Origin of the sequence: Sphaerisporangium melleum (genome assembly GCF_014646695.1) — a bacterium.
In the GTDB taxonomy this organism is placed as follows: Bacteria; Actinomycetota; Actinomycetes; order Streptosporangiales; family Streptosporangiaceae; genus Sphaerisporangium; species Sphaerisporangium melleum.
The window spans coordinates 96,262-109,557 of the sequence record NZ_BMNT01000012.1; the positions used below are offsets into that span (position 1 = coordinate 96,262).

Genomic DNA, 13,296 nt, shown 5'->3' on the forward strand with positions numbered 1-13,296 from the left:
CCGCTCACATACCGACCGCCGAGACACCGAGCGGCGTAGCGTAGCGCCTCGACGCTTCTTACCGAACCGAAGCAGACAAATCCGGATATCGCGCCATCGATCATTCGACAGGTAAGGGATAGCGAAGCGCTCGCCGTCAACCGATGGGGTTGCAAACCCAGAAATCGACCGCACTTGGCAACGTTGCGGTGTTATCTGGTTACGTGCAGCGATGGGACAAGTTGAACGATCGCCAACGGACGGTGCTACAGCGGATCGGCAAGGGCCTGGAGCCGGTCAGCGCGAAGACGCCCGAGCTGGCGAACACGGTGTACGCACTGCGTGACCGCGGCCTCGTCACCACACCTCGTAAGGACGGAGTCTGGCAGGCCGAAATCACCGACACCGGCCGGTTCTACCTGGATCACGGCTATCACCCGGACCGGCCCACCCTAGGCAGAGCGAGCAGCGTCGCCACCCCGACGCCGACCACCTCCGGGCGACGTAGCCTCAACCGAGGCCCCATCAGCGTGGCGGAGGAGTTACTTAAGCGCCTGCAAAACGACGGGGGGACCGTCGTGATCGAGAACCCTGACGAGGAGACCCGCGCGTGCTATCGGCGGGCGATTCACGCGGCCAAACAGCACAGCCTCGTGCCGGCGGGTTTTCAACTCCGCCACACCGGCCGCAACGGTGGCGACCTCATCATCCGGCTCCTCGACGATGCGCATCCGGACGAGACCGACTGGAACCGGATCCGCCTCGGTGCACGCGACAAGGTCACCGACACCGGCGCGCTGGTCGAAATGCTCCGGAATCACCCGGAGGTCTTAGCGGTCTCCGAGTCCCTGATGCCGCGCGCGCTGGAGCTCGTCAGGTCCCTCGCCGAAGCGGCTCGCCGCCGCGGCCACAAGCTCGCGATGTCCAAGAAACGCAAGACTCGGGGGCTGTACGTACAGCTCGCAACAAGGCACTACCCCATTGCCATCAAAGAGGAACAGGACCAAGTGGTCCGCGAGCCGGAACCGGAGAAAGGACGACGCCGACCACGCTATGCCTGGGAGCGAATCCCCGTGCAGTACCAATTGGTACCGTCTGGGCGCCTCCAGGTGGAGTTGACCCACTCACAGCATGGTCGACGCGACCACTGGACAGATACTGCGCGCTCTCAGGTGGACAGCAAGGTACTCGAGATCATCAAGGAGATCGAGCACCGTGCCGAGGCCGAAGAACAGGCTGCCCTGGCTTGGAAACGGCGACAAGAAGAGCGGGACGCTGAAGAAGAACGGCAGAAGGCCGCGGAACGGGCCAGATGGGAGGCCGCGGTGGCGCAGGCGCGTGGTAGCGCCATCGATGACTACCGCAATAGGACATTCGCCGATGCACTCGGGGCGTGGGCGGCGGCCACCGAAATCCGTGAGTTCTGCGCCGCGCTCGAACGAGCCTCAGGCGACTACCAGGAGACAGGGGAAGCCATGTGCTTGCAATCCTGGGTCGGGTGGGGGCGATCTCTTGCCGATCGCTTGGATCCGGTCCGTAACCCGTCTCAACTCGCCCAAGCGGATTTCGACGCTGAGCCCGCTCCAGATGACCTCCGCCCCTACCTGGGCGACTGGAGTCCCTACGGCCCCCATAAGGAGTACTACCGGCCTCAATCCGCCCAGCGAGCGCAGGTCAGCGATACCGACCACGAAAGTCGGTGGCGTGGATACCGAGGTCGCTCTCAATGGTGGCGGCAATAGTATGACACTTGCGCTGCCGTAGCTCCCTGGTTGCGCGCTGGACCAGTTCGCCGAGACGTTCGACTTCAGCTCGCAGAGCTTTCAGCTCGTCGTAACGATCTATGTCGTCGCTACCACACCACTCATGCAGCACGCCCACGATCGACTCCAACCGCTCGAGCTCACGGTCCGTCTTCTCGTCTCGGTACCAACGTTGGCCCCGGCGATCCGTCTTCATCGCCTCTTCCTGCGCGATCATCTTCTTGAGAATGTCGCTGCCGAGCACCTCAGCCACCCGCCTGGCAATCTGACGAGTCGTCGGCCACGCCGTTACGAATGTCCCGAACCTGTCCTCAAAGGCCAGCGGCTGCCTGCGTAGTTCCTTCGGGTCGAGATCAAGCCATGACGTCACGTCGTCAAGATCGGCGATCTCCATCACGCCGGCATCTGCGACAGCATGCCGAAGACGGATACGGTTCTTCGGCCGAACGTGACCGATTACCAGTTTGGCAGCCTCGAATTCCGCACTACCACGGACCTCACGCGAGCACTCGAATACCGACGCCCAGCGACGATCATCGTCTAAGAGCGCCTCGACATCCGTCCACTGAGCGAGCAACTGCCCGCGCGCCACCCACTCCTGCAGCCCAGCCTCCTCGCCGTCGAGGAAACGCACATGCAGATCACCTCGTTTCCGCGGTCCACCGTTCCGCACCACCTCCACCCGATACACCTGCTCGCCAACAGCCTTCGGCTGATCTCTGAACGCCCAGACCTCACCAACGTCCATAACACCATTGAGTCATGCCGTTACGCTTCGTGTCCTTGATACGGGCCAACTCCGGTGAGTATGCCTGCAGCACCCACCGCCTTGCACAGCCGACTGCATCAGTTACGCGCAGGTGCAGTTCCTCACCGAAATGCTCATCATTGAGGTGATCGCACCAACGATGCGTCGCACTCGCGATCCCAGCCTGTGCGACGTTCCTCTGCTCAGTTAGGTACCGCACCACCTGGCTTTACCCGGTCCGCAGTTTGTGACAGGTCGTCGCCGCCGCATCACGACCGCCGCATCGCGGGTTCTGCCACCGGCCACTGCCCGGCCGTTGGCACTCGCGCCCTCCCGGGCGGTGGTGGTGTGGCGTCGGCCTGGCGCAGGGCAATCCTCGCTCTCGCTGCGCTCGTTCCGGACGGGCAGAGATCTTCTCCTCCTGCGTCGGAGAACATCTTGTCCGTCCGGACCGCGGGATTGCCCTGCGCGGGCGGCCGTCGCAGGGGTTCTTCCGCCGGGAGGGCGGGCCCTCCGCTCCTCCCCCGGACCGGAAGGACCACAGCCCATGACCACGCCCGCTCCAGCTGAGGAACTCACCACTCGGCATGCTGACCTGCAGGATTTGGTGGCGCTGCTGCGTGACCAGCAGGGCCGCAAGGTCGACATCGTCACCCCGCCCACGGCGCTGCGAGCCGACCACGGCCGGCTGATAATCTCCGGCGCCGAGCCCATTCTGACCTCGACCGGTGTAACCAGCACTGACGGTGCATATCGGCCGACGGTCACGTGCGAAAAGGGCATCGCGGAGAAGCTGAAGATCAACCTTTCGTATCTGCGGCGATGCCGCAGTGAGGCCGTCGACTTGTGGGACACCAACGTCAACGGCTGGCTGGACCGGCTTCCCCGTGATCAGAAGTTCCTGGTCCGCGCCTTCCGCGGCTCGGGCGGCGGGGCCGGTGTCGCGCGGGCGCTGCTGTCGGACTCCTACAAGCGGGTCGACCACCTGGACGTGCTCACCGCGGCGCTGGACGGGGTCGAGCAGGCCGGCGTGCCGATTCAGATCCAGGGGTGCGATCTGACCGAGCAGCGGATGTACGTGCGGGTCTTCTCCCCGGCCGTCGAGGTCGTGGCGCCGCGGCTATTGGAGGGCTACCGCAGCCCGTTCACCGGTGCCGAAGGTGCGGCCAACCCGGTGATCTGGGGCGGGTTCGTCATCACCAACTCCGAGACCGGGTGCGGAGCCGCCGCCATCACCCCGCGTCTGGTCGTCCGGGTCTGCGACAACGGGTACACCATCGCCGCCGACTCCCATCGCGCTGTGCACCTGGGCGGCAAGCTCGACGAAGGCGTCATCGACTGGAGCGGGCGAACCCACCGCAAGAACCTGGAGCTCATCACCGCCAAGACCACCGACGCCGTCCGCCGGTTCCTCACCCCCGCCTACGTGCGGAAGATCGTCACGACGATGGAGGCCAAGGCCGGCGTCCCCATCGTGCACCCCGCCGAGACGATCCAGATCGTCTCCCAGCAGCTGCGCTTCTCCGAGGAGCACCAGGACGCGATCCTGGGGCATTTCATCAAGGGCGGCGATCTGACCGCCGGAGGTGTGATGCACGCGGTCACCTCGGTGGCCCAGAGCCTCACCGACGCCGACGCCGCGCACGAGATGGAGTCACGCGCCCTGCAGGTCCTTCAGCTCGCCGCCCGCAGCTGATCCGCCGCTTGCCTCAGTTCCCTCCGTGTCGCCTCCTCCGCCTGGTCTGCCGCCGGGCGGAGTCGGCGGCTTCTCTTCCCTCGCACAGGAAGCCGCATATTGACGCCTCATCCTCATACTGGTTCAGCATCCGGTGTTCGAGGCTCCCCACCCTCACCGGATTTCCCATGCAATGACCAGGCGTCAGGCTTGCGCGGCGCCAGCGTGCCCGAGGTCCCGTCCAGGACTGAGCCCGGCGCCGGGGCGATGTCCGTACAAAGCCTGGAACGCCGCGACGGCGTACTGGTCGTCTATGTCGACGCAGGTGACGTCGTCGTCTTCCTCTACGCTAGCCAGCCCACCGCCTCCAGCACGCAGGCCGGGGAGGACCTCGACGCGATCGTGGTCGACGTGCACCGGCGCACTGAAGCAGGCGACAGGCGCCTTCGTCTCCTGCTCGACGGCAGCCCCGTTCAGCCACTCCCCCTTGCCGCCTCCTTCACCCCTGGCTCCGCATCGTCGCAGCGCGGCGACCTGGCCCTTCCTACAGCCGAGCACATCGAAAGGCATTCGCATGAGTAACGACACCGTCATCACCGTGGTCGGCAACCTGGTGGCCGACCCCGATCTCCGGTTCGTCCCCTCGGGGCGAGCCGTCGCCACCGTCCGTCTAGCCTCGACCCCCCGGTTCCTCGATCGCAGCAGTGGCGAGTGGAAGGACGCCGACACCCTGTTCATCACCTGCAATGTCTGGGGACAGCAAGGTGAGAACGTCGCCGAAAGCCTCCAGCGCGGCCATAAGGTCATCGTGCGCGGGCGGCTGAAGCAGCGCTCCTACGAGACACCGGAGGGTGAACGCCGAACGGTCGTGGAGCTGGACGCCGAAGACATCGGTCCGAGCCTGGCCACCGCCACCGCCAGGATGACCAGGACCCAGCGCGCCACCACCATGGCTCTCGCAGCGGACCTGCCTCAGCCGTCCCCCAGCTCCTGGAATGGCGCTCCGGCCGACCCGTGGGCGAGCGCACCGGTCCCTGCCGGCGTCGGGCATGACGGATCGCCGTCGTTCTGAGTCGTAACCGATCAGACGCTCAGGTCGTATTCACCATGGAAGGCTCAATTCGCGGCGCGTCCGCAGGCTTGCCGAGTGTGTGATCATCTCTGAGACGCATGTTCGTCGTTCTCTGCGCGCACGAGGACGACGGACGAGCAGAGGCGTCCGTCAGGACACGGCCGGGGCCGTTCGCGGGATCGGGTCCGGTTGTGGACGGTGACTCAGCCGCCTGTGCCGGTGGTCTGTCTGCTCCCTGACCCGGCTTTGCAGTCTGCGCCGCACTGGCCGTGCCCGGCAACCGGGCTTTCGCTGCGCTCATCCCCGGCCGGCCACAGATCTTTTCCTCCTTCGTCGGAAAACGTCTTGGCGGCCGGGACCACCCGGTTGCGCTCCCGGCGAGCGTGCGGCGCGGGCGCCTGCTGCCGGGACGGGGCAGACACCCCAGGCCGCCACCCAGGGCGGCCGGCCCGCCCGGCAGCAGACTGGGAGGAACCCTATGAACAGCCAGCTGTCCGCGCACATCGTCGGCCACCTCATCACCGCGCCCCGCACCTTCTCCCTGCGCGAGGGCGTCGGCTGCGAGCTGCGGGTCCTGGTCACCCGCCGCTTCTACAACTCCGCCGGCATTCCCACCACGGCCGAGACCCGCGTCAAGGTCGTCACCTACGACACGGTGATGTCCGAGCGCCTGGTGCGCGACTTCGCCATCGGTGCCTTCGTCGAGATCGTCGCCGACAACGTCCGGGTGGAGAAGCCCTGGCAGAACAAGAAGGGCGAGTGGATCTCCGGCAGCGCCGTCTTCACGCTGGAGAAGATCCGCCACGTCTCGGTCCAGACCCCGCAGAACGACCCCGTCTTGGCGGGGGTCTCTGCCGCTTGACCGGTCCTTGGCCCCGGGCGGCGGAGGCCGCCCGGGGCACACCGGCCCTCATCTCCCCCTGCACGGTTCCGGCCGCGCGTGCCCGCCGGAATCTGCCGCTCTCGCTGCTCCTGTTGCCTGTCGAGGTATGTAAAGGACTTCGCCGTGGATCTTCCCTGCAAGCTCGTCATCACCAGCCCGTCCGACGCCATCGCGATCACGCCGTACCTGCTCGGCTTCCACCCCACCGACTCACTGGTCGTCATCGGCTTGGCACCGGGTGGCAGTTTCACGTTGCGCTTCGATTTGGTGGGGCGCGAGCACTACAGCGTCCTGCTGGCGCACATGCGCGACCTGTTGATTCGCAACGACGCCGAGGCCGCGGTCCTGCTCGGCTACGGCAGCGAGGACATGGCGGTCCCGCTGCTGGCCCAGGCGTGGGACACGCTGGCCGACGCTCTCACTGTGAAGGACGTGGTCCGGGTGGACGGCGGCCGCTGGTGGTCGTTGATGTGCACCGATCCGCAGTGCTGTCCCGCAGAAGGACGGCCCTATGACATCAACGCCTCCCACTTGGCCGCCCAGGCGACGTTCGCCGGGCTGGTCGCCTACCGCAGCCGCGAGGAGATGGCCGTGATGGTGGCACCGGTCGAGGGCGAGGATCGGGTGTGGATGGCAGCCGAAACCGAGCGCGCCCAGCAGGAGTTCCTGAGCGACGGGCCGGCCTCCCGGCTGCTGCTCGACGAAGGGTTGCGGCTGGTCCGTCTGCTCATCGGTGAGGATCGCAGGCTCACCGACGAGGAGACGGCGCGGCTGTCGATCGTCCTGACGAACCTTCGCGTACGCGACGAGGCATGGGCCCGGCTGCTCACCCTGGATCCCCAGCAGCAGTTGCGGTTGTGGCAGGACACCACTCGTCGCGCGGTCGGCGAGTACGCCGCCGCGCCGGCGGCGCTGCTGGCCTTCCTCGCCTACGTCAATGGGAACGGCACGCTGGCCAAGATCGCCCTTGAGCGATGCGCCGAGGTCGCCCCGTCCTACCGGATGGCCGCCCTGATCGAGGACTGCCTGCGCTACGGCCTCCCGCCGCAGACCGTGCGTGAGCGGTTCAACGGCATGCTGGAGATGCTTCCCGACGCGTGAGGACACAGACGGCGCGTCCCGGGAGGGGCCCTGGCACCTCCTTGGACGCGCCTGCCGTTTCCCCAGCGGCTGGCCGTCGTCCTGCGCGGAAGCATGGCTGCGCGACGTGCAGCATCCCCGCTGTCTCAGCGGCGCCGACGGCATGAGCGCGAGATGGTGGCCGTGGCCACCGCATCGGCCGACTGGGCGAGTGCCGGGCACCGCATGGTCGACGGGTCGGGCTCCCCCACGGCATTCCAATGCCACGAGCGCAGCAGACCCGTCCGCGTCGCGCAACCTGCCGCCAGCTCCGCGAACCAAGTGCCGCACCGGCGTCGGCTCAGGAGTTCCAAGATCTTTCTCCTTCGTCCGAAACATCTTGGAACTCCTGGCGCGGAAGTTGCGCGCCACGACCGGGCCCGCTTGGGGTCGAGGCACAGGAACACCGCACGGGAGCCCTCAGCCTCCCGCCCCGGAACGGAGCCCCCCCGTGAACCCTCCCGCCTTCCAGACCTTCACGACCGACGTCGAGCGTCCCGCGTGGCTCCCTGCCCCCGCTGACCTGTGCGGCTTCGACGTCCAAGCGGACGACTGCGGGGAGCAGGACCCGTGGCAGGCTGAGGTGGCGGCGTGGATCGCCGACGCCAAGACCTCCGTCCTGCAGTTGCCCGAGGAGACGGCCGCCCGCTGGTGAGCGGCGCCGGGCGGAGGCGAGCCCCCGCCCGGCCTCCTATCCCTACGGGAGCTGAACGCCTGGCGCACCGATGCCGTCCTCGGGCGCAAGGCCGGTGGAGAACCGCGCCGGCGTGGTCACCAAGGGCGCCGCACGCGCCCCTGGTCCACTTCCAGCACTCCCACCGTCGTGTTCCTGCGCCGGGACCGATGGAACCTCGTCAACGCGATCATCAGGTGCCTTGTCCGGAGCGCTGTTGGCCATCGCCCTGACGACCGGAACGCTCAGCCCGCACAGTTCGGCGATCTCCGCGTTGGTCTGGCCGAGTTCGCGCAGCGATCCGATCGCCGCGCCGGCAGCGGCATCGGCGTTGCGCGCCTCACGCTCGGCCTCAGCCAGAATCCTTTCCGCTCTGCGACCGGCATCATGTCTGATCCGCTCCGCCAGGCTCGCTGATTCGAAGAAGTCCGCGAGCGCCGCTTCGACCCGACGCTCGCGCAGCAGTCGTTCGGCGTCCCGGGCGGCCTTGGCCTCTCTGGCCTTCCTCAGCGCGGCCGCACGCCGAGAAGTCGTCCGTTGCCCCAATCACCCACCTCACCATCGTTTACACACTGGCTTACAAAACTCCCCTACTTTAAACTGTCGTATATGAGCCTTGTCAAGGCAGGACCCAACTGCGGCATCCGCCCCAGACTCCCCGCACACGCACGCCGGCCGTTCCCCGCCGCAGCGTGCGCGCTCGCGTCCTGCCCGCACCGGCCCGCGCACCAGCTCTCGCTTCCCCACCGCCCATCCACCAGGACGGCGAACCAGCCCACCTCAACCCAAAGAGCAACAAGACACCTCTTGCACCTCCAGCGGCATCAGCCCGCCGCGAGTGCGGCCCAGCCCCGCGGCCGCGCCGAGCGCACGCCCGTCGAACAGTCTTCGGCGGCCTTCCCGCTTGGCACGCTGGAGCGTTCGCCGCGTGCATCCGGGCCGGATCGCAAGCCGGCCGGGGCACGTCCGTCCGACGGCTCTAACCGGTGGTGGCGCGCCTGGCGAGGTCCAGGTTCATCGGGGTGGTCACGTTGATGACCATCCACAAACTGACCGCCGGCGACGGCTACACCTACCTCACCCGGCAGGTCGCGGGCGGGGACGTGCAGTGGGAACGAGGGCAGTCCGCGGCCGACTACTACACGGCCAAAGGCAACCCCCCGGGCCGGTGGACGGGGCGGGGTGCGGCTCTGCTGGGCCTGGACGGTCAGCAGGTCAGCGAGGATCAGATGCAGGCCCTGTACGGAGCCGGCATGCACCCGCGTGCCGACGCCATCATTCAGCGCCACCTCGCCGAGAACGTCAGGGCCGACATGACCGAGCGGCAGCTCGACGCGCTCCAGGACGCGGCGATCCGCGCGGCCACGCTGGGGGCGCGGTTCCCGGTGTACCAGCCACTGGAGCAGTTCACCCGCCGGGTCGGCACGCGGCTGGAGGTCATCGAGCAGCAGACCGGCCGGGCGGCCACCCAGGCCGAGGTGAGCCGCGTCCAGGCCGAGGAATCGCGCCGCGCGCGGGCCGCCGTGGCCGGTTTCGACGTCGTGTTCGCGCCGGTCAAGTCGGCCGCCCTGCTGTGGGCGCTGGATACGCGCCCGCACGTGCGGCAGGCCGTCCGCCACGCCCATGAGGCCGCCCGCGACGCCGCGCTTCAGATGCTGGAGCAGCACGCCGCGTTCACCCGGACCGGCAAGGGCGGACTCGCGCAGATCGAGACGAACGGCCTGATCGCCGCCATGTTCGACCACTACGACAGCCGGGCCGGTGACCCCAACCTGCACACCCACGTCGCCATCTCCAGCAAGGTCCAAGGCGTCGACGGCAAGTGGCGCAGCCTGGATGCCCGCGCGCTGTACCGCATCACGGTGGCGGCCAGCGAGTTCTACAACACCGCCTTCGAGACCGAGCTGCGCCGGCGGATCCCGGTCACCTTCACCGTGCGATCCGACACCCGCGACCAGCGGGAGCCGATCCGGGAGATCACCGGCATCGGTCTGGAGTTCATCGAGTTCTTCTCCTCACGGCGCACCGACATCGAGGCCCGCTACGAGCAGCTCCTGCGCCGGTTCCGCCGCGAGCACGGCCACGACCCCAACCGGCAGATCGCCCACCGGCTCGCCCGCCAAGCCAACCTCGAAACCCGCGACGCAAAGAAGACCCCGCGCTCCCTTCAGGAGATGCGCGCCGACTGGGCGCAGTCGTTCACCGAACGGTTCGGGCCTGGCGCCATCGGCCGCCTCATGAGCGCCGTCCCGGACGGCCCGCCGCCCGCATCCGCAGCCGCATCGGATGTCGACATCGCAGCTCTGGCCGCCACGGTCGTGGCCGGTGTCTCGCAGATGCGCTCCACCTGGACGGTGTGGAACCTGCGCGCCGAAGCCGAGCGGCTCGTCCGAGCGGAGGTTGTCCTGGACGGCCCCGAACAGCACCAGGCACTGGTCACCCGGGTCGTCGAATCGTGCCTGTCACCGTCGTTGTGCATACGAGTGGACGGGACGACCCCGCTCTCGGAACCGGAGCCGCTGCGGCGCTCGGACGGGTCTTCGGTGTTCGCCGAGCACGCCGCCACGCGCTACACCAGCCGCCTCATCCTGGACGCCGAGCAGCGCCTGGTCGCCGCCGCCACGACCTCGACCGGTGTGCGGGTCACCGCTGCTCAGGTCGCCGCGGCGCTGCAAGCGTTCGACGCCCACGGCATCACGCTGGACGCCGGGCAGCGCCGGCTTGTGACCTCCTTCGCCACCGACGACCGGCTGGTGGTGGCGGGGCTGGGCCCGGCCGGTGCCGGGAAGACCACCGCGATGCGCGCCTACGCACACGTCGCCGCACATGCCGGGCAACATCTCGTGGCGCTCGCCACTTCTTCGGCCGCCTCCGACGTCCTGGGCAGAGAGCTGGGCGTGCGGGCCGAAAACCTGCACAAGTTCGTCCACGAGCACACCAGCGGACGCTACGCCGACCAGCTCCGGGCAGGGCAACCGGTGCCCGAACAGGCGCGCATGTTCGCCCTCGGCCCAGGTGATGTGGTGCTGCTGGACGAGGCCGGAATGGCGGGCACTCTCACGCTCGACAAGCTCGTCCAGATCGCCGCGAGCCGCGGCGCTGTCGTGCGTCTGCTCGGCGACCACCGCCAGCTCGGCGCGGTCGAATCCGGCGGCGCGCTACGCCTGATCGCCACCGAGGCCGGAGCGGTCGAGCTCACCACCCTTTACCGGTTCGACGACCCCGCCGAAGCCGAAGCGACCCTGAAGATCCGCCTCGGCGACTCCGCCGGTCTGGACTTCTACCTCACCCAGAACCGGATCAGGTCAGGATCGCGGCAGGCCATGATCGAGGAGGCCTACGCGAGCTGGAAGGCCGACATGCTCGCCGGACGTACCACACTCATGGCCGCCGCGACCGGCGTGAACGTCACCGCACTGGCCGCCCAGGCCCGGCTGGACCGCGTCGAAGCCGGACAGGTCGAGACCGAGGGCATCGCGCTGCACGACGGCAACCGGGCGGGCGTCGGCGACTGGATCGTCACCCGGCGCAACGACCGCACCCTGCGCGTCCACCATGGCAAGGATTGGGTGAAGAACGGTGACGCCTGGTCGGTGGTGTCCCGTCACCGCGACGGATCGCTGACCGTCCAGCACATGGAGCACCGCGGAACCGTGCGCCTACCCGCCGACTACGCCGCCGCGAACGTCGAGCTGCTGTACGCCACGACGACCAACCGCGCCCAAGGCTCCACCGTCGACACCGCCCATCCGCTGATCACCTCCGAGATGACCAGAGAGAACCTCTACGTCGTGCTCTCCCGCGCCCGCCAGCGCACCGTCCTGCACGTCGTCACTCACGAACTGCTCGCCTACGATCCCGACGACCGCCTCGACCGGGTCCGCCACGACGCCCGCCAATACGCCGCCCGCGAGATCCTGCACAACATCCTCAGCCGCGAGGGCAACGAGATCTCGGCCACCGAGAGCATCCAGCGAGCCGCCGACGACGCCTGCTCCCTCGCCACGCTCGTCCCCCGCCGCCAGCACGCCGCCACCCTGCTCGCCCAGCACACCTACACCGACCTCGCCCACCAGACGCTGCCCCGCCCACTCGCGCGGACCATCACCGGCTGCGACGCATGGCCCACCGCCGTCACCGCCCTCGCCCAAGCCGAAACTCGCGGCTGGCCGGCCCGATACCTCCTCGCCCTCATCGCACGAGACGACGACCTACTGACCGCCCAGACGCCGGGACGTCTGCTCGCCTGGCGCATCCGCGACCATCTCCAAAGCCACCCGGCGCCTGCGCACCCGGCTCCGTCCCACGCCGCCCCGCAGCCCACTCCCCTGCCCTGGCTCATCACCGGTCGCCGAAATAGTGACGGCGACCCCCACCTCGTCCGCTACGTCGCCGATGCAGACGAGCTGATCTCCGCCCGTGTCCGGCACCTTACCGGCATCGCCACCGGTACCCAGCCGGCATGGTTGACCCCGCTCGGAACCCCGCCCGCAGATCCGCACCAACGCGACGAATGGGAACGTCACATCGGGGTCGTCGCCGCCTACCGCGACCAGCACAAGGTGACCACCGACGATCCCCACCAAATCCTCGGCCCTTACCCCGGGCCCGGCAGCCCCGAGCACTCCGCGTACTGGCACGCCGTCGACTCCATCGCCGCGGCCCGCACCATCACCGGCCTGGAACCACCACGACAATCCGCCGTCCCCGATCCCACGCAACTCCAAGGGGCAGCCGAGGCTTACCTCGCACTCCCCGATGACAGCCGGGCCGCCGTCCAAGCCGACCTCGCCCGCCGACGAGGCGAACTCTGGTTCGGCGACCGGCACAGCATCGACGACCACGCCGTCACCCGACCGGTCTACGCCCAAGACCTACGACAGATCCTCCTCGAACGCGGCAACCTCTCCGCCTCTTCGACGAGGGTCGCCCAGCGCGCAGCCGAGCGACCGCAAGGCGCACCTTCGACCGAGCCGCAGCCGGTGGAAGTGGAGTCGGCCATCCAACGAAGAGCGCAACGGGATGCCGAACGCGAGGCCCGCAAAGAGCGGGCTCGCCTGTCCAGCCAAGCAGCACAAGCCCGCCGCAGACAGCAACAGCAACGCGCCGAGCAACACCGCCGCCACGTCCAACGCGCCCAGCCAACCCAACAACTCCAACCACCGGCCCAGCAGCACGACCAACGCCAGGAACGCCGCCTCGACCGTTGAACGCCACTGCGCAGGACGACACGTCAGAGCAAGGACGGTAAGTTCGATCTAATGCCGGGAAGGCGACCGCAAGCGCATCCGGTGGAGCGGACGACCACTCGCAACCGCAGCAGCCTGGCGGCGTCCCACCAGGTGATCGTTCCGGTAACAGCACTAGACGGTTTCTGGCTATCG

At 68.2% G+C, this 13,296-nt stretch carries 10 protein-coding genes; 8 read left to right on the top strand and 2 right to left on the bottom strand.

Features of this window, described 5'->3' with window-relative positions; all coding sequences use genetic code 11:
* The first annotated feature begins 143 nt into the window (after positions 1-143).
* The gene (locus tag IEY93_RS12560) at positions 144-1,721 is read left to right on the top strand and encodes a hypothetical protein (protein WP_189163196.1); all 1,578 of its coding nucleotides are present in this window, start codon (positions 144-146) and stop codon (positions 1,719-1,721) included.
* On the opposite strand, the gene IEY93_RS12565 is transcribed toward IEY93_RS12560, so the two are convergent.
* Positions 1,654-2,490, bottom strand: coding sequence for a PE-PGRS family protein (locus IEY93_RS12565; protein WP_189163197.1), 837 nt, complete (start codon positions 2,488-2,490; stop codon positions 1,654-1,656). The genes IEY93_RS12560 and IEY93_RS12565 overlap by 68 nt on opposite strands.
* A 547-nt stretch (positions 2,491-3,037) precedes the next feature.
* On the opposite strand from IEY93_RS12565, the gene IEY93_RS12570 reads away from it, so the two are divergent.
* From IEY93_RS12570 to IEY93_RS12595, 6 genes are all read left to right on the top strand, one after another.
* A complete protein-coding gene (locus IEY93_RS12570) occupies positions 3,038-4,186 on the top strand; it encodes a DUF932 domain-containing protein (protein ID WP_189163198.1) in 1,149 nt (382 codons plus the stop codon).
* A 189-nt stretch (positions 4,187-4,375) separates the two neighbouring features.
* Complete coding sequence (locus tag IEY93_RS12575; protein WP_189163199.1) at positions 4,376-4,747, top strand: hypothetical protein; 372 nt, start codon at positions 4,376-4,378, stop codon at positions 4,745-4,747.
* Positions 4,740-5,237 (top strand): single-stranded DNA-binding protein, encoded by a 498-nt coding sequence (locus IEY93_RS12580; RefSeq protein WP_189163200.1) that lies wholly within the window; start codon positions 4,740-4,742, stop codon positions 5,235-5,237. The genes IEY93_RS12575 and IEY93_RS12580 overlap by 8 nt, the downstream gene beginning before the upstream one ends.
* 478 nt (positions 5,238-5,715) lie before the next feature.
* Entirely contained in the window at positions 5,716-6,099 is a 384-nt protein-coding gene (locus tag IEY93_RS12585; RefSeq protein WP_189163201.1) for a hypothetical protein, read from the top strand.
* 144 nt (positions 6,100-6,243) lie between these two features.
* A complete protein-coding gene (locus IEY93_RS12590; RefSeq protein ID WP_189163202.1) occupies positions 6,244-7,221 on the top strand; it encodes a DUF4192 domain-containing protein in 978 nt (325 codons plus the stop codon).
* 469 nt (positions 7,222-7,690) lie between these two features.
* On the top strand, positions 7,691-7,894 hold the full coding sequence (locus IEY93_RS12595) for a hypothetical protein (RefSeq protein WP_189163203.1): 204 nt from the start codon (positions 7,691-7,693) through the stop codon (positions 7,892-7,894).
* 42 nt (positions 7,895-7,936) lie between these two features.
* On the opposite strand, the gene IEY93_RS12600 is transcribed toward IEY93_RS12595, so the two are convergent.
* Positions 7,937-8,458: a hypothetical protein gene (locus IEY93_RS12600; RefSeq protein ID WP_189163204.1), complete on the bottom strand. Its 522-nt coding sequence runs from the start codon at positions 8,456-8,458 to the stop codon at positions 7,937-7,939.
* 488 nt (positions 8,459-8,946) lie between these two features.
* Here IEY93_RS12600 and mobF point away from each other — a divergent pair, with 488 nt between their 5' ends.
* Positions 8,947-13,122: a MobF family relaxase gene (gene mobF / locus IEY93_RS12605; RefSeq protein WP_189163205.1), complete on the top strand. Its 4,176-nt coding sequence runs from the start codon at positions 8,947-8,949 to the stop codon at positions 13,120-13,122.
* The last annotated feature ends 174 nt before the right edge of the window (positions 13,123-13,296 follow it).